16 protein-coding genes are annotated in these 20,793 nt (G+C 40.5%); 11 read left to right on the top strand and 5 right to left on the bottom strand.

The window, feature by feature from the left end:
• Nucleotides 1-5: 5 nt before the first annotated feature.
• The 4 genes from AC07UV_RS02050 to AC07UV_RS02035 all read left to right on the top strand — a co-directional run bounded on the left by AC07UV_RS02050 (nucleotide 6) and on the right by AC07UV_RS02035 (nucleotide 4,887).
• Nucleotides 6-767, top strand: a complete 762-nt coding sequence (locus AC07UV_RS02050; protein WP_495182547.1) for a prolipoprotein diacylglyceryl transferase — start codon at nucleotides 6-8, stop codon at nucleotides 765-767.
• 3 nt (nucleotides 768-770) lie between these two features.
• On the top strand, nucleotides 771-1,007 hold the full coding sequence (locus AC07UV_RS02045) for a hypothetical protein (RefSeq protein WP_120260848.1): 237 nt from the start codon (nucleotides 771-773) through the stop codon (nucleotides 1,005-1,007).
• 14 nt (nucleotides 1,008-1,021) lie between these two features.
• Entirely contained in the window at nucleotides 1,022-2,425 is a 1,404-nt protein-coding gene (locus AC07UV_RS02040; protein WP_282253682.1) for a radical SAM protein, read from the top strand.
• 137 nt (nucleotides 2,426-2,562) lie between these two features.
• Nucleotides 2,563-4,887, top strand: coding sequence for a mechanosensitive ion channel family protein (locus AC07UV_RS02035; protein ID WP_495182546.1), 2,325 nt, complete (start codon nucleotides 2,563-2,565; stop codon nucleotides 4,885-4,887).
• Between the two features lie 50 nt (nucleotides 4,888-4,937).
• Here AC07UV_RS02035 and AC07UV_RS02030 read toward each other — a convergent pair whose 3' ends face one another.
• The gene (locus tag AC07UV_RS02030; protein WP_495182545.1) at nucleotides 4,938-5,768 is read right to left on the bottom strand and encodes an AraC family transcriptional regulator; all 831 of its coding nucleotides are present in this window, start codon (nucleotides 5,766-5,768) and stop codon (nucleotides 4,938-4,940) included.
• A 106-nt stretch (nucleotides 5,769-5,874) separates the two neighbouring features.
• Between AC07UV_RS02030 and AC07UV_RS02025 the strand changes: the two genes are divergently transcribed.
• Nucleotides 5,875-6,789 carry an AEC family transporter gene (locus AC07UV_RS02025; protein WP_495182544.1) on the top strand — a complete coding sequence of 305 codons (915 nt, stop codon included), beginning with the start codon at nucleotides 5,875-5,877 and terminating at the stop codon, nucleotides 6,787-6,789.
• Between the two features lie 134 nt (nucleotides 6,790-6,923).
• On the top strand, nucleotides 6,924-7,370 hold the full coding sequence (locus tag AC07UV_RS02020; protein ID WP_282253687.1) for a DoxX family protein: 447 nt from the start codon (nucleotides 6,924-6,926) through the stop codon (nucleotides 7,368-7,370).
• 45 nt (nucleotides 7,371-7,415) lie between these two features.
• Here AC07UV_RS02020 and purL read toward each other — a convergent pair whose 3' ends face one another.
• Nucleotides 7,416-11,090, bottom strand: a complete 3,675-nt coding sequence (gene purL / locus AC07UV_RS02015) for a phosphoribosylformylglycinamidine synthase (protein ID WP_495182543.1) — start codon at nucleotides 11,088-11,090, stop codon at nucleotides 7,416-7,418.
• A gap of 573 nt (nucleotides 11,091-11,663) precedes the next feature.
• Between purL and pheT the strand changes: the two genes are divergently transcribed.
• From pheT to rny, 4 genes are all read left to right on the top strand, one after another.
• On the top strand, nucleotides 11,664-14,060 hold the full coding sequence (pheT, locus tag AC07UV_RS02010; protein ID WP_495182542.1) for a phenylalanine--tRNA ligase subunit beta: 2,397 nt from the start codon (nucleotides 11,664-11,666) through the stop codon (nucleotides 14,058-14,060).
• Between the two features lie 40 nt (nucleotides 14,061-14,100).
• Nucleotides 14,101-14,406, top strand: a complete 306-nt coding sequence (locus AC07UV_RS02005; protein ID WP_077432703.1) for a hypothetical protein — start codon at nucleotides 14,101-14,103, stop codon at nucleotides 14,404-14,406.
• 57 nt (nucleotides 14,407-14,463) lie between these two features.
• The gene (locus AC07UV_RS02000; RefSeq protein ID WP_077432704.1) at nucleotides 14,464-14,754 is read left to right on the top strand and encodes a cell division protein ZapA; all 291 of its coding nucleotides are present in this window, start codon (nucleotides 14,464-14,466) and stop codon (nucleotides 14,752-14,754) included.
• A gap of 419 nt (nucleotides 14,755-15,173) precedes the next feature.
• Nucleotides 15,174-16,727, top strand: coding sequence for a ribonuclease Y (rny, locus tag AC07UV_RS01995; protein ID WP_495182541.1), 1,554 nt, complete (start codon nucleotides 15,174-15,176; stop codon nucleotides 16,725-16,727).
• A 160-nt stretch (nucleotides 16,728-16,887) separates the two neighbouring features.
• Here the strand turns inward: rny and AC07UV_RS01990 are convergent, their stop codons facing one another.
• A complete protein-coding gene (locus AC07UV_RS01990) occupies nucleotides 16,888-17,541 on the bottom strand; it encodes an HAD family hydrolase (protein WP_495182540.1) in 654 nt (217 codons plus the stop codon).
• 140 nt (nucleotides 17,542-17,681) lie between these two features.
• Between AC07UV_RS01990 and AC07UV_RS01985 the strand changes: the two genes are divergently transcribed.
• Nucleotides 17,682-18,209 carry a DUF962 domain-containing protein gene (locus AC07UV_RS01985; protein ID WP_495182539.1) on the top strand — a complete coding sequence of 176 codons (528 nt, stop codon included), beginning with the start codon at nucleotides 17,682-17,684 and terminating at the stop codon, nucleotides 18,207-18,209.
• 156 nt (nucleotides 18,210-18,365) lie between these two features.
• Here AC07UV_RS01985 and AC07UV_RS01980 read toward each other — a convergent pair whose 3' ends face one another.
• Complete coding sequence (locus AC07UV_RS01980) at nucleotides 18,366-19,691, bottom strand: ABC transporter permease (protein WP_495182538.1); 1,326 nt, start codon at nucleotides 19,689-19,691, stop codon at nucleotides 18,366-18,368.
• Nucleotides 19,684-20,619 carry an ABC transporter ATP-binding protein gene (locus AC07UV_RS01975; RefSeq protein ID WP_495182537.1) on the bottom strand — a complete coding sequence of 312 codons (936 nt, stop codon included), beginning with the start codon at nucleotides 20,617-20,619 and terminating at the stop codon, nucleotides 19,684-19,686. Before AC07UV_RS01975 ends, AC07UV_RS01980 begins: the two co-directional genes overlap by 8 nt.
• Nucleotides 20,620-20,793 lie beyond the last annotated feature (174 nt).

The raw sequence follows: 20,793 nt of genomic DNA, 5'->3' as shown, positions 1-20,793 counted from the left end.
TGCTTATGCTAACTGCAATCGAATTTCCTGTTACCATTGATTTATTTGGAAAGACCTTTCTATTGCATCTCTTTATGGAAGGTTTGGGGATGTTTATGGGCATGCGTTATTATCAGCTCCTGAAATGGAAAGATAAGGAGAGCTTAGGTCATACCAACTCACTTTTAATTGTCATTGCAGCTGCTGTAGGAGCCTTGATCGGATCTCATGTGATCGGATCGCTTGAGCGCCCGGCGGAATTGTTTAGTGCCCTAAGTAAATGGCGTTATATCTGGCTAAATAATACGATTGTAGGTGGTCTGGCGGGTGGACTGGTCGGGGTGGAACTGATGAAAAAAATCATGCGCAAGCAAGAGAGCACGGGGGACCGCATGGTTTTTCCGCTGATTGTTGCGATTATGATCGGGCGGATAGGTTGTTTTTACACTGGGGTATTTGAGCAGACCTATGGCCTGCCTACGGAATGTCCATTAGGGATGTACCTTGGTGATGCTTATCGAAGACATCCCGTTGCCTTATACGAAATTGCATTTTTGATTCTGCTATTTATTTCCCTACAATGGTTTAAACGGAGATTTATATTCCAAAATGGCGTACTGTTTCAGTTTTTCATGCTTAGCTATTTCAGCTTTCGTTTTTTATTGGATTTTATCAAGCCAAGGGTAGTTATTCTTTTCGGAATGAGTACAATACAAATTACCTGTCTTGTCGTGATAATTTATTATATTTATTTATTGAATAATACGCATATAGAAAGGAAGGTCTAAATTATGTATTTACTCGAAGGGTCATTTGGTTCGGAAAACACAGCTGTATTGGGCTTGTTTTTACTGTTTGGAGGAGCTATAGTCATCGGAATAGCGCTTTTGGTTATTATTATTGGTTCGATTATGAAATCCAATAATAAAGAGTCTACATTTAATGTCAACCTTTGGCTTAAAGTGCTTTTGGGTGGTGTTGGAGCGATGATCGCAGGTGGAGTTGCCTGTGGAATAGCATTAAGTTAATAACGATAAGATATATGCCAGTTAGAAATTATACCTATTACGATTATACCATTAGTTTGTGTCCAACCTGTCTTTCGCGTGTAGGGGCAAAAATTATCATCGAAGATGAAAAGGTGTTTATGACCAAAAATTGCCCTGATCATGGTTTTTTCAAAACCCTGATCGCCACAGATGTTGAATACTATAAAAATATCCGAAATTATAACAAAGCGTCTGAGACGCCATTGAAATTTGAGAACGAGGTTCATTTTGGCTGCCCGTATGATTGTGGCCTCTGTGTCGATCATGAACAACACAGTTGCCTGTCTATCGTTGAGGTGACCGATCGTTGCAACCTGACATGTCCGACCTGCTACGCCATGTCTTCACCTCATTATGGGCGGCATCGTTCACTGGAGGAAATCGAACGCATGTTTGATAAGATTGTCGAAAACGAAGGGGAGCCTGATGTCGTTCAGATCAGTGGCGGAGAACCAACTATTCATCCGGAGTTTTTTAAGATTTTGGATATCGCTAAAACGAAACCAATTAAGCATTTGATGCTGAATACGAATGGTATTCGGATTGCGAATGACCCTGGATTTGCCGAACAGCTCGCCACCTACGCTCCGGAATTTGAAATTTACCTCCAATTTGATTCTTTCCGCCCGGCTGTGCTGGAGAAATTTAGAGGAAAGGATTTGACTGATGTGCGGAAAAAGGCGATTGACAAGCTCAATGCGTTAAACCTAAGTACGACACTTGTCGTTGTCCTGGAAAAAGGAACCAACGATGATGAGATTGGAGCGATATTGGATTATGCTTTGAACCAGCGTTGTGTTCGTGGTGTAACCTTTCAGCCTGTAGAAATTGCCGGTAGAAATGCGGAGAATGCACAGCAGCATAAGATGACCCTCACTGAGGTCAGACAGGAAATCTTAGATCAGTACCCGCTCTTGCATTCGCATGATATCATTCCGGTACCTTGCAATCCAGACGCTTTGGCTATGGGCTATGTGCTTAAGATTGGTGATGAAAGAATTCCGCTAACACGGCATATTGACCCAGCTGTACTCTTGAATAATCAGTCACGCAATACCATTGTGTACGAACAGGACACTGGTGTTCAGATGCAGTTGCTGGATATTTTTAGTACCGGTATTTCGGTGGATAAAGTAAAACCAAAGGTCAATCAATTGCTTTGTTGCCTGCCTGATGTGTGTGCTCCTGAGCTGGATTATGATAATCTTTTCCGCATCATTATCATGAATTTTATGGATGCTTACGACTTCGATGTCCGTGCGGTCAAAAAATCCTGCGTACATATTGTCAATAAAGATTTAAAGTTAATCCCCTTTGAGACGATGAATCTGTTTTACCGTGATGACAAAGTCAAGCGTTTGGAGGAACTTAAATTATCGGATGCTATACGATTTTAAGCTTAGATAAGCTATTTTTGTCGGAAAAATAATAAACATCATCCGCTTTCCTGAAACTTCGTTTTGCGGAGTTCTCCTGTGAGACATAGATTATTATTTAGAGAGATTAACAAATTGGGCGTATGAAATTGAGTAGCATGAAGCATTTCATTGTTTTTATAATAAGTCTATTGGCATTGCATCTGTACGCTATTGGACAAGATTCGGTTCAGGTAAGAAGAAGTGTTAGTACCGATAGATCGCAGCCGCATACTGGTTTAAATAGAAGATCTGGTTCCGATTCGACAAGAGTAGGGAATGATTCGCTGCGGAATGACCTGCGTAAGGTAAATTTGACATTTTTGTCCAATATCCGTACAGCGTCTATGGCTGAGTTTGTCGCCCAGCTAAATGAAAAATCCAATGGGTATGCGGCCACAAGCGCTAATTCCGCAAAAGACTCTGTTGCAGTTCTAAAAAATGCGATTGCTGAAGAGATTAAACAGCTTAAATCTATCAAAGGGAGTATCGCTAATTATTCCAGCAGCTTGAGTAGCACACAAGAGCAGATCAAGAATATAGTCAATCGCTATGCTATCAGTGCCAATAATCACGCACGCGCTCATCAATACCTGAATAGTGCTGAACAGAGGTTGAGCGCAAAGATGGATTCGTTGGAAATGATCAATCGGACAATCGATGAGCTTATTCTGAAAGATCACCGGCATCTTAATCGCTTAGACCTTGTCCCTGAAACAAAAGCTGCTGTAAAGAAGTCGGATTCGGCTCCAAGTAAAAGCTCGATCTGGAAGGCAAATACGACAAGTATTTCAAAAGATGTACTTCTCGACAATATTCGCAGTAATTATAGTAACAATAAATCCATTGATAAATATGTCAATCGTACAGATTGGGCGAGCCGGATTCTGTTGATTGTGCTGGGACTGGCCTATTCGTATTGGATTGTGCGGGTTGCCTATGTGCTAAAACAAAATGATCCATCCAATAAGATAGCCATTGATGCTATTGTTGGAAAAACGATTATTTTTCTGCTAACCTTATTGCCCTTTGTCAATTTCTTCACGCCAACTTTCATCTTACAAGCGTCTCAATTGGTGATCATGTTGATTTTTATGTATTTGCTAAGACATAAAATGACTGGACAGCAGCGTAAGATCGCGCTGATTCTGATCATCTTTTACCTATTGGATGTCTTTGTCAATATGATTGTGAGTGATGATCTCTTTTTACGTATTGTTTGTATTGGTTTTAATCTAATCGCATTGGGATTGGTAAGCTATACTAAACGACGTATAAAGAATTCAGAAAGTCCGGGTTATATCAGTAATTTTATCTATGTGGTATTTGCGATATTAAATATCACGGCGATCACGTTGAATGTCATTGGGCATGTGGAGCATTCGCGCAGTTTCAGTATAGCCTGTGCGGTGGGTTTGGTGCAGTCATTTACCCTACAATATTTTACGGACATGATCAAATTGGATGTCCGTAACCAATTCAAAAAAGACCGTTTGGTGGCGGGATTTTGGATGCGCTTTAATGAACAGCGCACGTTGACTATTATAACAGAGATCCTTCGGATTGTATGTATCCTGTTGGCAATTATTGTTTTGGCCAATAATCTTCAGTTTATCGAAACCTTATTGGCGCTTAGTGAAACATTCTTTGGAAAGGTGCGTAGTATCGGCAGTATATCGTTCACCTTGGGGAACCTTGTTGTTGCGGTTTTGCTCTTGCTGGTCGCCAATTGGTTTCAAAAGAACATCAGTCTCATCGTACTCGGTGGTGAAGATGGTCAGTTAAATCAGGCCTATAATCAAAAAATGACGCTGTTTCCGTTATTCCGTTTAGCGATTATTCTGATTGGTTTTTTTATCGCTATTTCCGCTTTGGGGATGAGCTTGGATAAACTTACCGTCGTTATCGGGGCGCTGAGTGTGGGGATAGGTTTGGGGATGCAAAATATCATCAACAACTTTGTATCTGGGATTATTCTCGTTTTTGATAAACCTTTCCGCGTGGGAGACCAGATTGAACTCGCCGATAAAAAGGGGCGTGTCAAGGAGATCGGTATTCGTGCGAGTGTATTGAAAACTGCCGATGGTGCTGATGTAATTATTCCAAACGGTGATTTGCTATCGGGTAGATTAGTCAATTGGACATTATCTCAAGAATACAGTCGGACAAGTTTTGTCCTACATATCGATCGGAAGACGGACCTTGACGAAGCCAAACAATGGATTAATGCAGCTATAGCGGCGAGTCCACATTTCGTTAAGGAAAGAGATAGCGGTATCAGCGTGCAAGACATCAGCGAAGAAATGATTTATTTAAGTGTTTTCTGCTGGGTGAATTTCGCGGCGAATGCTTCATCTCTGAAAAATGATGTGTTAGTTGTCCTCTATAAACAGTTTGAGGAAAAGGGACTGAAATTCTATAGTGTATTGCCTCCCAAATCTTGATAGGCAACTCGCATCTTTTGTCTGTTGTATATCTGCTGTACATCATAGGATTATTTTGACTGTTGTTGCCGATAGGCTTTGGGGCTGTAACCCTTTGTGCGCTTGTAGAAATGGGATAAGTGGCTCTCGTCGACAAAGCCCAGTTCTTCGGCTATCTGTTTGAGTGTATATGCCGTAGATTTAAGCCGATGTTCGATTAATTCGGTTCGGTAGATATTGATGTAGTCTCTTAGGCTACTACCAAAATTTTTCTTGAAATAAATACCAAAATACGTTGGGGAGATATTAAATTTCTGAGCAATTGTTTTTACCTGCAGATACTGTGGGGTAAAGATATGCTGATGGATATAAGCTGAAATAGAGCTATCCATGTGAAGTGTATGTGCCTGTGGCAAGCGTTGTATTTCGGATATTTCCTTATAGCGACCGAAGATAGCAACCAGTTGATCAAACAGCCATTGTGATGTCTGATTGATAGCGGCAATACAGTATAACCGAACAGCTTCCATGATATGGGAATAGATCAAACGATCGTGATCGGTCATGTGCAATTTACTTTCTCGCAATCCTCTGTCGTTCATTAATTCCATAATCCAGGCGTATAGTTTTTGCTGACGCCGATTTTGCATAAAATAGCTATCCGTAAAAAGAATGAATAGAAAATGTGTTTTTTCGTGAATATTAAAGTAATGTTTATCTGCTGGGCTAACAAGAAAAATATCACCGCGTTCATAATCCAATTCAAATTTATTGATGATATGCTTCCCCTGTCCGCTGCGTATATAAACAAGTTCATAATAATTTTGCTCATGCATAGGCAGGTGGAAAGTGTCTTCCACAAACTCACTGATCAATAATGGCTCGAATTGTTTCTTTCGCATGATTTTTTGTATGTCGTATTAAATGTACATAAAAATAATGTATTTATACATGTTTTTACTAAGCATACTATTGCACTTTTGTGTCGTATAAAATTGTAGAGAAAACATGGTTAATTTTATAATTATTGCGTTTTGTATTGCTGCTGGTATGCTTTTGCGAAGGACAAATTTAATCCACGGTGAGGCGCATAAAGGAATCAATACCTGGATACTTTATTTTGCTCTTCCAGCGGTTTCGTTTAAATATATTCCAAAGATCGTATGGTCGTCACAGTTGTTGTTTCCGATCTTTTCGGCAGTTTTGGTCTGGGCCGGAAGCTGGTTATTTATGGAATGGTATTGTAAGCGAAAATCGTATAAGCAGCGTTCCAGGAGCAGTCTGGAATTGGCGGCAGGCTATAGCAATACATCCTTCATCGGATTTCCATTGATTATGGCTTATTTTGGCGAGGCACAACTACCGATTGCTATAATTTGTGACCAGACGACATTTATACTATTAGCTACTACTGGTATCATCAATGCGCTTAAAGCGAATCTTCAGGAAGGGCAATCCATTGACGCTAAATTTATGATCAGGAAACTGATTACTTTTCCGCCATTGATCGGTTGTCTTCTTGCATTGACTTTATCTCAGTTTATTGATTTTAGTGTTGCCGAACCTTTTTTTGATAAACTCGTGGCGACAGTAGGACCATTGGCACTATTTTCTATTGGTTTACAGTTGAAATTCGAGGGTTGGCGCCAACAGTTCGCACAGATAAGTACAGCTATGATCTATAAATTGATTTTGGCTCCCACATTGGTTTTGCTATTTGCATTGTTACTTGGAGTAAAAGGACCTGTGGCGCGAATCAGTATTTTCGAAGCTGCCATGCCTACCTTGGTCACCTCCGGGATCATCGCTGAACAATATCATCTCAATGCAAAATTGGTGAATCTTGTTATCGGTTTTAGTATTGTAATAGGGCTAATAACAACGGCCTTATGGGATCTTGTGATCCGGTTTGTGATTGGCTAATGTTTAGCTCAACTTTTTGAAGAGCTTCGATTCCAGGTGGGAGACAATGCCTTGTGTATTAAAATGATAGTGACAACAACTTTTTTGTTATTCAGTTGTTATAGCATTATAACCATCTATAAAGGAGGTATATTATGAACCTGATACATAGAATTGAACATTGGGGAAATGTCCATCATCCACAATGGATTGATTACCTAAGAATTGCCTTGGGCATAATGATCTTGGCCAAGGGTATAACTTTTGTAAATGATAGGCAAGTGGTTGAGCACATGATCGAACAAAGTAGCTTTCATCTTTCGATTTGGGGAGCTGTTCACTATGTGGTATTTACGCATTTGGTTGGCGGGTTATTCCTTATTTTGGGTTTTCAAACTCGTTTAGCTTCTTTGTTATTGTTGCCAGTCTTGGTGGGAGCTGTATTTTTTGTTAATATCACCAATGGTTTTAGTTATGTGAATTCCGAATTGTGGCTTTCTATAGTCGTATTCTTTTTGTTGATCTTTTTTATGGTCATGGGATCTGGAAAATATTCCCTTGACAATATGATGAACAAACCAGGATATAAAAGGGATATCTAAAAAAGAGGCTCCTTCATAGATGAAGGAGCTTTTATGTTGTACTTATTACTTGCTTTGATTGTCAATCCAATTGCGTGCATTGACGAAAGCTTCTAACCAAGGAGAAACTTCATCCTGACGTCCTTTTGGATAGTTTGCCCAATGCCATTGGAAAATTGAGCGCTCGATATGCGGCATTGTGGCCAAATGGCGACCAGTTTTATCGCAGATCATCGCTGTATTGTAATCCGAGCCATTTGGATTGTGTGGATATTGCTCATAACCGTATTTCGCAACAATATTGTATTGTTCCTCTGCATACGGTAGATTGAATTTTCCTTCACCATGTGAAATCCAAACACCCAATGTACTTCCTGCTAATGTGGAAAGCATAACGGAGTTATTTTCCTGAACTTTCACGGAAATGAAATTTGATTCGTGTTTGCCCGAAGTGTTGTGCAACATTTTACCATGAACCTCGTGCTCCGGATTAATCATTTCCAATTCCATAAACAACTGGCATCCATTACAGATACCAACCGAAAGCGTGTCTGGGCGTGCAAAGAAATCGGTCAATGCCTTTTTCGCTTTCTCATTGTAGAGAAATGCTCCGGCCCATCCTTTTGCCGAACCCAGTACATCCGAGTTGGAGAATCCACCAACAGCACCTATAAATTGAATGTCTTCCAAAGTCTCACGGCCTGAAATCAAGTCAGTCATATGAACATCCTTCACATCAAAACCTGCTAAGAACATCGCATTTGCCATCTCGCGTTCCGAGTTGGAGCCCTTTTCCCGAAGAATTGCCGCTTTTGGACGTGCTTTACTTCCGTCGATCACCGGTTTTTTGCCGTTGAACTGACTTGGGAAGGTAAATGTTAAAGGTTGATTTTTGTAGTTATCGAAACGTTGTTGTGCAGTTCCGTTTTTCGATTGTTTCGAATCCAATAGGAATGAAGTGGTCGACCAAACATCACGTGTTGCCGCAACATCAAAGCTGAAGTTCTCTTCTCCGTTTTTGATGGTAACGGTGCTTCCTGCTACTGCATGGCCAATTTTTATGGCATCTACGCCAGCTTCTTTAACAGCTTGCTCGAAAACAGTATCATTTTTAGCTTGAAGTACAAGTCCAATATTTTCACTGAACAATACTTTTACAGCATCAGACTCATTTAATCCCGAAAGGTCATAATTTGCAGCCAAATTCACATCTGCAAATGTCATTTCCAAAAGGGTCGTGATCAAACCACCGGATCCGATATCATGACCGGCTTCGATTTGGTTATCGTTGATTAATTGCTGAATGGTATTGAATGCTGTTTTGAAATAGTTCGCATCTTGGATTGTAGGAACTTCTGTACCTAATTTGTTGACAATCTGAGCGAAAGACGAACCACCTAATTTGAAGTTGTCTTTTGATAGATTGATGTAGTAAATGGATCCTGCATTTTTGTTTAAGACAGGTTCAACTACTTTGGTAATATCCGTACAATTTCCAGCTGCTGAAATAATCAATGTACCAGGAGCAATTACATTCTCACCATTTGGATATTTTTGCTTCATCGACAAGGAGTCTTTTCCTGTAGGGATATTGATTCCTAATGCGATTGCAAAATCCGAACAAGCTTTGACAGCCTGATAAAGTCGAGCATCTTCACCTTCGTTATTTGCTGCCCACATCCAGTTGGCTGACAATGAGATGCCTGCAAGACCATTTATAATCGGTGCAAATACGATATTTGATAATGATTCTGCGATAGCAGTTTTACTAGCCGCTGCCGGATCAATTAATGCTGCGACAGGGGAGTGTCCTATCGTTGTTGCGATACCCTCTTTTCCTTTGTAGTCAAGAGCCATGACACCAACGTTATTTAAAGGTAACTGTAATGGACCTGCACATTGTTGTTTGGCAACACGGCCACCCACACAACGGTCCACTTTATTGGTCAACCAATCTTTGGAAGCCACAGCCTCCAATTGTAGTACCTGATTTAAATAGCTTGGGATATTCGCGGAATCATAGGTAAGATCCGCATAATTACGAGCAACTATTTTATCACGCATAAAGGTCTTTGGTGATGAACCAAAGAAATCCTCTAAGGCATAATCCATTGGTTTGGCACCATTGCTTTTTGATGCAAATGTGAAGCGGTGATCTCCGGTGACGTCACCTACGGTGTACATTGGTGCACGTTCACGATCAGCAACACGCTTTAGGATTGCAATATCATCTTCAGCAATCACCAGGCCCATTCTTTCCTGAGACTCATTACCGATGATTTCTTTTGCTGAAAGAGTAGGGTCACCTACCGGAAGTGCATCAAGATCAATTAAACCGCCTGTTTCCTCTACCAATTCGGATAGACAGTTGAGGTGTCCACCAGCGCCATGGTCATGAATAGAAACAATTGGGTTATGATCTGCTTCAACTAAGCTTCGTACAGCATTAGCCGCACGTTTTTGCATTTCCGGATTTGAGCGTTGAATGGCATTCAATTCAATACCTGACCCGAAAGCGCCTGTATCAGCAGAGGATACCGCTGCACCGCCCATACCGATACGGTAATTTTCACCGCCTAAGATGACGATTTTATCACCTATTTTTGGGGTATGTTTTTTGGCTTGATCCAATTTTCCATAACCGACACCACCAGCTTGCATGATGACTTTGTCATAACCAAGCTTACGGCCTTCTTCTTCATGTTCGAAGGTCAGTACAGATCCCGTAATCAAGGGTTGTCCAAATTTATTCCCGAAGTCAGAAGCTCCATTGGAAGCTTTGATGAGGATATCCACTGGTGTTTGGTAAAGCCATTGGCGTTCTGGCATTGCTTTCTCCCAAGGACGATCTTGCAATAGACGTGAATAGGCTGTCATATAGACCGCGGTACCCGCCAAAGGAATCGCGCCTTGACCACCGGCCATACGGTCACGAATTTCACCACCAGATCCTGTCGCCGCTCCAGAGAAAGGCTCTACAGTCGTTGGGAAATTGTGGGTTTCGGCTTTTACGGATAAAACAGAATCGAAAGATTTTTCCTCGTAAAAGTCAGGCTTGTCAGCGGATTTAGGTGCAAACTGGGTGACCCGTGGGCCTTTAATAAAGGCTACGTTGTCTTTATACGCAGAAACAATCTCATTTGGATTTGTTTCGGAAGTTTTCTTGATTAATTTAAATAGGGAAGTAGGCTGTTCTTCACCATCAATGATAAATGTACCATTGAAAATCTTATGTCTACAGTGCTCAGAATTGGCTTGTGAAAAAGCAAAGACCTCGGAGTCTGTTAAAAGACGGCCCAATTTGGTGGCAAGATTGTTTAGGTAGGCCACTTCTTCCGGATTTAATGCCAATCCTTCGGATTTGTTGTAGGCATCAATGTCTTCAATTTCCAAGATAGGTTCTGGCGTGATGTTGACCGTGTATATATTCTGCGTCAACGTACTGAACTTTTGCGAAATCATTGGATCGAAATCATTGAAATCTGCTGGTACCGGTTGAAATTCTTCGATACGAACAATTCCTTCAATACCCATGTTCTGTGTGATTTCTACTGCATTGGTACTCCAAGGAGTGACCATCGCTGCGCGGGGGCCTACAAAGTAATGGTTAAGGGTTTGGTCGTCGAGTTTTTTGGCGTTGCCGAATAGCCAGTTGAGTTTAGTAATGTCTTCTTGTGATAAAGAGTTTACGCTTTGAACACCATATACGGTGTTCGATGGGTTCTCAAAGAAATGAATCATTATAAATGTTTGTTTTGAACGTTCTTCAAATTAAAGCACAAAGTTACATATTATTTTTATGGAAATGATTGAATTTTGATTAAAAAATAGCGGTTACTATTCGGTTTAAAAACAGTGAAATAGCGGTTCTTATGTAAATAAATGTAAAGTTGTGTTAATTCGTGTAAATAAATGTTATCATTCTACCCGCTGTTAGGATAGGTCGCTTGTAGGTGGTAGATTCGTAAACCCTATTCCCTATGAGTATAACATGATCGAGCCTTGGGATGTAGATCTAATGCGCATCCCAAGGCAAAGATTGAATTAGGCTGTCGATCAACCAACTTCATAGTCATCTTCTATTCGATTTTTTTCAATCTTTAAAAATCCTGTTTTCTCAGTGCATTATAACGAGCAAGGTGGGTGGCAATCAGGATATAGCAGATTGCAAAGAATGCGAGTAACAGTAAGACTATAGTAGGGCGAGCGCCTGGGAAAATGCATATATTGACAGGGATAAATTGATATACTACGCAATTATAATTGCATACAAAGTCAAATTTATCTAAGTTTGTGCATCAAATCAAATTCGAGATGAACATTTCATATAATTGGTTAAAACAACACGTTAATATAGATTCGACGCCGGAGGAATTATCTTTGATCTTGACAAACACAGGATTGGAAGTAGAGGCACTGGACGTTGTACAGAGTATCCCCGGTGGATTGGATGGTTTGGTCGTTGGCGAAGTAAAAACTTGTGAGCAACACCCGAATGCTGATAAATTGCGCATTACTACAGTTGATGTAGGCACTTCTGAATTACTAAATATCGTATGTGGGGCGCCAAATTGCCGTACTGGATTGAAAGTAATTGTGGCAACAGTAGGTACAACATGTCACCCCTTGAGCGGAGAACCCTTTAAGATTACCAAATCTAAAATTCGTGGCGAAGTATCCGAAGGTATGTTATGTGGTGAGGATGAAATCGGTTTAGGTACATCGCATGCCGGTATTGTTGAATTGCCAGCTGATGTTGCGGTAGGGACATTGGTGAAAGATCATTTCAATATTCAGGATGATTACCGTTACGAAATAGGCCTTACACCGAATCGTGCGGATGCGGCATCCCATTTAGGTGTAGCACGCGATATCGCTGCTTATTTCCGTACGAATATCCTAAAAGCGGATGTTTCGGCCTTTCAAGCGGCTGAGGAAGCTGGTACAGCTGTTGTCGTCGAAGACACTGCAGCTTGTCCACGTTATAGCGGGATCAATATTTCCGGTGTTCAGGTTGCAGAATCGCCTGATTGGTTGAAAGAAAAATTAAATGTGATCGGTGTACGTCCAATCAATAATATTGTCGATATCACCAATTATATATTGCATGACCTTGGCCAACCATTGCATGCGTTTGATGCGGATAAAATTGCTGGTAACAAGGTGCTTGTCCGTACAGCAAAAGAAGGGGAGAAGTTTGTGACCCTAGATGCTGTGGAACGGACGCTTTCTGCTGAAGACCTTGTGATTGCTGATGCTGAAAAACCAATGTGTATCGCTGGTGTTTTTGGTGGTGCACATTCAGGTGTTTCGACAGAAACAACCAATGTGTTTTTGGAATCGGCTTATTTTAATGCTGTATCAGTGCGTAAGACCTCTAAAAGACATGGTCTGAAAACAGACGCTTCATTCCGTTTCGAACGTGGTACAGATCCTAACATTACTGTAGAAGCGTTAAAACGTGCGGCATTGTTGATTCAGGAAATTGCTGGGGGGAAGATATCTTCGACCCTGAAAGATGTATATCCTGTCGAAATTAAACCATTCTCATTCCATGTGAGCTATGCGAACGTGGTACGTTTAATTGGGCAAGCAATCCCACATGAGGAAATTAGAGCCATTATCGTTGCCCTTGGTATTGAGATTGCTTCGGAGACAGCTGCGGGACTAGATGTTTTAGTGCCTGCTTATCGTGTCGATGTAACCCGCGAAGTGGATGTGGTGGAAGAGGTATTACGGATTTACGGCTACAATAACATTGAACTAAAATCCCAAATTAAGGCTTCCTTAAACACGGTCGAAAAACCAGATAAAGAAGTCGTCTTAAATCAGCTTGCGGACTTATTGATCGGTAATGGATTCCGTGAAATATTGGCAAATTCGTTGACAAAGCTTGATTATGCAGACGACAGTGAAACTGCTGTCAGATTGTTCAATCCCTTGAGCTCGGACTTGGATACCATGCGTCAAAACATGTTATTCTCCGTGTTGAATGCCATTGAATATAATCAGAAGCGTAGAAATTTTGATCTGAAATTTTTTGAATTCGGTAAAACTTATGCGTTGGACGGTGAGGGATATAAAGAAACGCAGCATTTGACTTTTGCAATAACAGGCAGAGAGGAAGCTGAACAGTGGAATAGCAAAAAAGGTAATGTCAATTTCTATAACCTTAAAGCTGCAGTTGATACCATTGTCAAACGTCTAAAGATTGAGGGCATACAAATACAAGATGCACCGAGCAATCATTTTGCCTACGGATTGAGTTATATGAAAGGTCAGAAATGTCTGGTTTCTTTCGGTGCGGTAGCTAATGCCAACTTGAAAAAAGCAGATGTTGAGGGGCAGGTTTTCTTTGCAGATTTTGACTGGGATGTCTTAATGAAAATCATTCGCAAGAATAGTATTCAATATAAGGAAGTGTCGAAATTCCCTGCTGTACGTCGTGATTTATCCCTGTTGATTGACGAAAATGTGAGCTTCGATAAGCTTCAATTTGTCGCTCAAAAGACCGAACGCAAGCTTTTAAAGGAGGTAAATGTGTTTGATGTGTATAAAGGTGATAAAATTCCGGAAGGGAAAAAGTCTTATGCTCTGAGCTTTATCTTGCAAGACGAAGAAAAAACATTGACCGATAAACAAATTGATGCGATAGTTCAAAAATTAATTGTTAATTTTGAGAAGGAACTAAGCGCAGAGGTGCGTGGTTAATTAGATATATAACATTAATTGGTAATATTCGATTTACGCTATGGCAACATTGTCTTCACAAATGAATCTGATCGTTGAGAAAACGAAAAACTTAATTCAAATGTGCGAAGTCTTGCAAGAAGAAAATGATTTGCTTAAATTAGAGGTACAATCCTTAAAAGTGGCTTTCGACGCGAGCAACGATAAAAGCAAGCAGTTGGAAGAGAAAGTCAAGGCGCTGGCAGTAGCCCGAACCTTGGATTCAGAAACGGATAAGGAAGCAATTAATGAAAAAATACTTGACACAAAACAAAAAATTAACGATTTTGTGCGAGAAATAGACAAGTGTATTAGTTTGTTGAAGTAGTTGGAATTTGGAGATTATCGGAATTTAAACTAATACAACGTTAAAAAGCTCAAAGAAATGGGAGAGATTTCCATAAAAATAAATATCGCAGATCGTGTTTATCCCCTTCGGGTGGAAAGCGCGGAGGAAGAAGTGATTCGACATGCTGCGAAATTGATAAATGAAAAAGTAAAGGAATTGCAGGAAAACTATACTGTTAGAGATAAACAGGATTTGTTATCCATGTGTGTATTGCAGTTCGCTACGCGAATGTTAAATGCGGAGCGACAGTCCCAGAACCACGAAGTGGGGCTGGAGAATTCAGTACAGGAGCTTGATCAGTTGTTGACGGATTTCTTTAACAAATAAATTTACGTTCTTTATATTTAGAGCTTAAAACGACGAATTTGCCGCAATTAAATTCGGGTTGTCACTATTTTAAACTTAACGCTTCAATATTACAGGCGCAAAAAGATATAGGCCATTTTGCGAAAGCCATCTGGGTCATAATCTAAGCCTAATTATGTAATCACGAAGTTTAATAATACATGAGACCTGTTTAAATTTAATTGCGGTTTTTTTTTGTTTTGAAACCATCATGCGTTGGACCTGTTTGCATACAATGTAAACCCTGTCTGATTCAATCGCTGGTATTCCTGAAAAAAGTATATCTGGATACCAATGGCGTTAAATCAGCTTGTGTCCAGTTCAAAAAATGGCGAAGATATTTATTCTATTGAAATTTAATAATTAATAAAAACAAACATATATAATACAATTATACATACATGGACGTCGCAATTTATATCATAATTCCTCTGATTGTTGGTGTAGTTATAGGTCGTTATCTGCTGGTTCTGTTATTCAAAAAACAAGAACAGGAAGCCAAAGATAAGGTAAATAGCATACTAAAAGATGCAGAGCAAGAAGGAGAACACATTAAAAAGAAACGCCTTTTAGAGGCTAAAGAAAAATTCCTTCAATTAAAATCCGAACATGAAAAGGAGGTGAATCAACGTAACAACACCATCAACCAAAAGGAAAATACGTTGAGACAGAAAGAACAATCTATTAACCAAAAGCTTGAAAGCATCAATCGCGATAAGCAGGATGTGGATACCAAAAAGAAGCAATTGGATAAATTGGTTGAACTTAATGAAAAGAAATCCGAAGAAGTTGAGGCTTTAAAATTACAACAGATCAAACAATTGGAGAGCATCGCTGGTGTTACAGCTGACGAAGCTAAAAACCAACTGGTGGATTCATTGCGCGAGGAAGCTCGTTCCCAAGCTATGATTCAGATCAAGGATATTGTAGACGAAGCGAAATTAACCGCGACGAAAGAAGCGAAAAAAGTCGTTATCCAAACGATCCAACGTACAGCTACTGAATCTGCAATCGAAAATACCGTTTCCATTTTCAATATCGAAAATGATGAGATCAAAGGTCGTATTATTGGTCGTGAGGGCCGTAATATCCGTGCATTGGAAGCTGCAACAGGTGTAGAGATCATCGTGGATGATACACCGGAGGCAATTATCCTTTCTGGTTTCGATCCAGTACGTCGTGAGATCGCCCGTTTGGCTTTACACCGTCTTGTTACGGATGGCCGTATCCACCCAGCTCGTATTGAAGAGGTTGTAGCAAAAACACGTACACAGATTGAAGACGAGATTGTTGAGATTGGTGAACGTACTGCCATTGATCTGGGTATTCACGGATTGCATCCTGAACTGATCCGTATGGTGGGACGTATGCGTTACCGTTCTTCCTATGGTCAGAACCTTTTACAGCACTCCCGTGAGGTTGCCAATTTTGCAGCAACAATGGCTGCTGAGTTGGGATTGAATGTAAAACATGCCAAACGTGCTGGACTATTGCATGATATTGGTAAAGTGCCTGATGATAACCCTGAATTGCCGCACGCAATTCTAGGTATGCAATTGGCTGAAAAATATAAGGAGCATCCAGATGTTTGTAATGCCATTGGCGCTCACCACGATGAAATTGAGATGACAGCCTTAATTTCTCCTGTGGTACAAGCCTGTGATGCTATCTCAGGAGCACGCCCTGGAGCACGTCGTGAAGTTGTTGAAAGCTACATCAAACGTTTGAAAGAACTTGAAGATTTAGCACTTTCTTACCCTGGTGTTGAGAAAACTTTTGCGATACAGGCAGGTCGTGAATTACGTGTCATCGTTGAGAGTGAAAAAGTATCGGATGCGCAATCAGAAATATTAGCAGCTGATATCTCAAACCGTATACAGACTGAAATGACTTATCCAGGTCAGATTAAAGTGACTGTCATCCGGGAGACAAGATCCGTATCTTACGCGAAATAACGTATGGAAGAGTCCTGAAAAACAATACAGGATCTTTGGTAAACGAATAATAAAAACGCCTCAATCATTTATTGGGGCGTTTTTTTGCTGTATATTTTGACGCGGGGAAGTTTTCGGCGGTCCACTTGAGCGAACATAGTTATTTCTTCTGAAAATCTGTTTATGTGCCAAAAAACTCCATTAAATCATCCACACTATGCAGCAGATAGGTTGGCTTTTCCTTCATAAGTTCTTCCTCACTGCCATAACCATAAAGCACAGCGATGGCATCCATGCCCGTTTCTCGGGCGCCAATTAAATCATGCTTGCGGTCGCCAATCATAATACAGTGCTGTGGATCAACCAAGTTGGCCTTGTCCAATACATACTGAATGACACTTGTCTTGGTCGGTCTAGAATCGTCCAATGCACTTCCGCCAGCAAAATCGAAGTAACTGTCGATTGCAAAATGCTGTAAAATCTTATGTGCAAAAATTTCGGGTTTGGAGGTCGCTAAGTATACCTTATAGTCTTTCGATTTTAGTCCTTCCAGTAATTCGGGGATGCCATCAAAGAGCAGATTCTCATATAAACCCTGGGTCGCAAAGCGTTCACGGTATTTGTCCACACAAGCCAAAGCTTCCTTTTCTTCAAATCCATAGGTATGCATGAAGGTATCTTTCAACGGAGGGCCAATTAATGGCTTCAGACTATTTAAATCAGGCGTATGTACTCCTTTTGCTTCGAGTGCATACGCAATGCATTTGGTGATGCCTTCAGCAGGGTCTGTCAGCGTACCATCGAGATCAAATAAGATATGTTTGTAAGACTTCATGTTGCAATATTACGTAATTGGAGAGGAGATTGCCAGTTAAAGGTCGAAGAAAGCATATAATGACAAGTGACAGACCAAAAAAATGAGAATATTATTCCGCTCGACGGTTTATGCAGATCAATATTTATTAAATTTGCCGAATGAAACAAAAGAAGAAAGTTCAGGAAGTAGAACCGAAACGTCCAGTAGATACCTATTTTGAGGAATTGGATGCTAATTTTCAAGATCCAACCAATCGTATTATTCAGATCATCTTTTTGCCGCTGTTATTCTTCGGTGTGATGGGCTGTATTTGGATGATTCCTTTTCCACAGTTTGAATTCTTAGTAAAGCTCAATTGGCATACTTTTTTGAATTGGGGTTCTTTCTTTATTGCGGTTGTTATCTATTTTTACCTTAAGCTATCTGCAACCCTGTCTTATGCAATTTTATTCTCGATCGGGGTAATGAGCTATTTTATTGTGCAATTGGAATATGTGCAAAAAAATGGTGGCCCTGCAGTGATATGGGTATGCCTTGCGATTGCTTTGCTCGCACTTGCGGCGTTGTACGTTGGTAAAGGAAAAGAGAAAAAAGCAATAAGCGGAAAACAGTTTCTGCAATTCCTGCTCATTGGCCCGATATGGTTATGGCATTTTGTATTTCAGAAGTTCAATATTCGGTATTAAACGTTCTATAGGATGGGTGTCTTACTAGGAAAACATGCTTTTGTAGCAAAATAAGAGAAGATTCTATCCTATACATGATATCAGAAAGGCCAGATTGCACAATGCGATCTGGCCTTTTCTATTTATTTTTTTGACTCGTTATCGTGATCAACCCGATCAATTTTTATAATTGAACCATTTGATGATTTCCTTAAGGCTTGCCTTTTTACCATAGATCAGGATGCCAACACGATAGATTCGGGCAGCCACCCAAGTGATCAATAAGAATGTCAGGATCAACAAGGTCAATGAGGTTAATATCTGCCACATCGGCACGCCAAAAGGTATCCGAACCAACATGGCAATAGGTGATGTGAACGGAATAAAGCTCAACCAAGTGGCAATTGGCCCATTGGGATCGTTGATAATGACACCAAATGAAAGGATATATGTTAACAATAGGGGCATGGTAATGGGCATGGAAAACTGATTGGCTTCTGTTTCATTGTCTACAGCGGAACCAGCAGCGGCAAAAATAGCGCTATACAGTAGGTAGCCGGCAATAAAAAACAGAAAGAAAAAGATGATGACTTCGGTAAAATTAAAGCTTTGGATGGAGGCGAGAATGGAGGCAGATCCGCCTTGTCCGATTGCTTTGGATACCGTTCCCATATTGCCAGCTGCGGGCTGACTGGCAGCAACCTCCTGCATATCCTGCGGATTGACAAACAACAGTGTTGCCGTTATAAAAAGGCCTCCTGTAAGTAGCAGCCACATCACAAATTGAGTGAGCCCGACCATCCCAATCCCAACAATTTTACCCATCATAAGCTGAAAAGGCTTGACGGAGGAAATAATAACTTCGATAATACGGTTGCTCTTCTCTTCGATGATACCACGCATCACCTGTGCGCCATACAGAAACAGGGAGAGATAAACCAGGATAGCCAGTGCGACACCAAGTCCCATAGCAATCGCCGTATTACTGTTTTTCTCTTCACCGTCAGCCGTGATCTCTTTGGCATCGATAGCGACTTTGGGTTTAATGGACTGGATAATCTGCAAGTCTATTCCCTTAGCTTTATACTCTTTTTCGCGGATGATTTCTTCCAGTTGTCCGCCAATGATCTCCTGCGTGACAAAACTTGTTTTGCCACTGGTAATCAGTTCGGCCTTCTGGCTGCTAAGAATATCCTTGGGAATGTACAAGATCGATTGTTTTCCTTCGCTCTCTGTGAGCTGCTTTTTTTGCTCCTTTAGATCTAACTTGCTGATTGTATAGCTTACGTTTTTATTGCTTTGGAGTTTCCCTGCAAATTCACCCAGCTCATCAATCACAAAGACCTCGGTGTGGGCATCTTTGAAGCTTTTTTTAGTCAGGTAAAACATGCCCGCATACAATGCAAAAAAGAATAGGGGCACGGCAAAGGTCATCACAATAAAAGATTTTTTCTTGACGCGGGACAAATATTCCCGTTGAATAATAAGTAATATTTTATGCATGATCGTTGGCTTTAGGTGAGACCTCAGTAACTTTTTGGATGAAAATATCCGCCATGGAAGGGACGATTTCTATCAATTGATTTAGCTGTATTTGTGGTAGAAAATGCATTAATACATCATTTATATGAATATTGCTATTTAACTGAATTATAGTTATGTATGTTTTTTCAGTCCTTGTAGACGTTATGACCTCGAAGAGAGCGTCGTTTGACAGAAGAAAATTATCTTCGGTTGCTGTATATTCCAATTTGTAGGTCTGATTCCGGTATTCTTTTTTTATCGCTTGAACAGAGCCATCCAGTATTTTCTTTGATCGGTTGATGAGCGCAATATTATCACAAAGTTCTTCGACCGTTTCCATGCGGTGTGTCGAAAAGATAATGGTGGCCCCTTCCTTATTCAATCGTAAAATCTGCTCCTTGATGATATTGGCATTGACCGGATCAAATCCCGAAAAAGGCTCATCCAGGATAATCAATTGGGGCTGGTGAATAACAGTGGCGACAAACTGTACTTTTTGTTGCATACCCTTACTGAGGTCTTCGATCTTCTTGTCCAACCATGAGGATATATCAAGACGTTCGCACCAGTCGTGTATCCGATGTAAAGCTTCTTTTTTGGAAAGCCCTTTCAACTGCGCCAGATAAAGCATCTGATCACCTATTTTCATTTTTTTGTAGAGCCCCCGTTCTTCGGGCAAATACCCGATTTGGGAAATATGCTGTGGTCCCAAAGCTTCGCCGTTAAAGAGGATTTGGCCGGAATCGGGAGCGGTAATCTGATTGATAATCCGGATAAGGGATGTTTTGCCGGCTCCATTCGGTCCCAATAACCCAAAAATTTTACCTTTTGGAATCTGAATGGAAACATCGTCCAATGCACGATGATTGGCGTAATCCTTAGTGACATGATTGATTTCTAGTAACATCTTTTTAGGGTTTAATTAAATTCAGTATGGCGAAAAATATAGCATATAGCGTTTGTTATCAAATATACGCTTGTTTATTTTGACTATTAGTATGCGGCCACCCTAAAATGTTACAGATTGGCCGTTCAGTTTTTTACCGCATAGCCGGGTGAAACCTTGCCAAACGGATTCATT

The sequence above is a fragment of the Sphingobacterium sp. GW821-FHT03E03 genome (assembly GCF_059420745.1).
Note: the sequence above shows the minus strand (reverse complement) of the source record. Positions and strands in the feature narration are given on the sequence as shown.

Coding starts and splice junctions, on each gene's coding strand:
- purL (WP_495182543.1), bottom strand. CDS start 11,090: ATGATTCATTTCTTTGAGAACCCATCGAACACCGTATATGGTGTTCAA.
- AC07UV_RS02005 (WP_077432703.1), top strand. CDS start 14,101: ATGGCAACATTGTCTTCACAAATGAATCTGATCGTTGAGAAAACGAAA.
- AC07UV_RS02025 (WP_495182544.1), top strand. CDS start 5,875: ATGGTTAATTTTATAATTATTGCGTTTTGTATTGCTGCTGGTATGCTT.
- AC07UV_RS02000 (WP_077432704.1), top strand. CDS start 14,464: ATGGGAGAGATTTCCATAAAAATAAATATCGCAGATCGTGTTTATCCC.
- AC07UV_RS02030 (WP_495182545.1), bottom strand. CDS start 5,768: ATGCGAAAGAAACAATTCGAGCCATTATTGATCAGTGAGTTTGTGGAA.
- AC07UV_RS01985 (WP_495182539.1), top strand. CDS start 17,682: ATGAAACAAAAGAAGAAAGTTCAGGAAGTAGAACCGAAACGTCCAGTA.
- rny (WP_495182541.1), top strand. CDS start 15,174: ATGGACGTCGCAATTTATATCATAATTCCTCTGATTGTTGGTGTAGTT.
- AC07UV_RS02035 (WP_495182546.1), top strand. CDS start 2,563: ATGAAGCATTTCATTGTTTTTATAATAAGTCTATTGGCATTGCATCTG.
- AC07UV_RS01980 (WP_495182538.1), bottom strand. CDS start 19,691: ATGCATAAAATATTACTTATTATTCAACGGGAATATTTGTCCCGCGTC.
- AC07UV_RS01975 (WP_495182537.1), bottom strand. CDS start 20,619: ATGTTACTAGAAATCAATCATGTCACTAAGGATTACGCCAATCATCGT.
- AC07UV_RS02020 (WP_282253687.1), top strand. CDS start 6,924: ATGAACCTGATACATAGAATTGAACATTGGGGAAATGTCCATCATCCA.
- AC07UV_RS01990 (WP_495182540.1), bottom strand. CDS start 17,541: ATGAAGTCTTACAAACATATCTTATTTGATCTCGATGGTACGCTGACA.
- pheT (WP_495182542.1), top strand. CDS start 11,664: ATGAACATTTCATATAATTGGTTAAAACAACACGTTAATATAGATTCG.
- AC07UV_RS02045 (WP_120260848.1), top strand. CDS start 771: ATGTATTTACTCGAAGGGTCATTTGGTTCGGAAAACACAGCTGTATTG.
- AC07UV_RS02040 (WP_282253682.1), top strand. CDS start 1,022: ATGCCAGTTAGAAATTATACCTATTACGATTATACCATTAGTTTGTGT.
- AC07UV_RS02050 (WP_495182547.1), top strand. CDS start 6: ATGCTAACTGCAATCGAATTTCCTGTTACCATTGATTTATTTGGAAAG.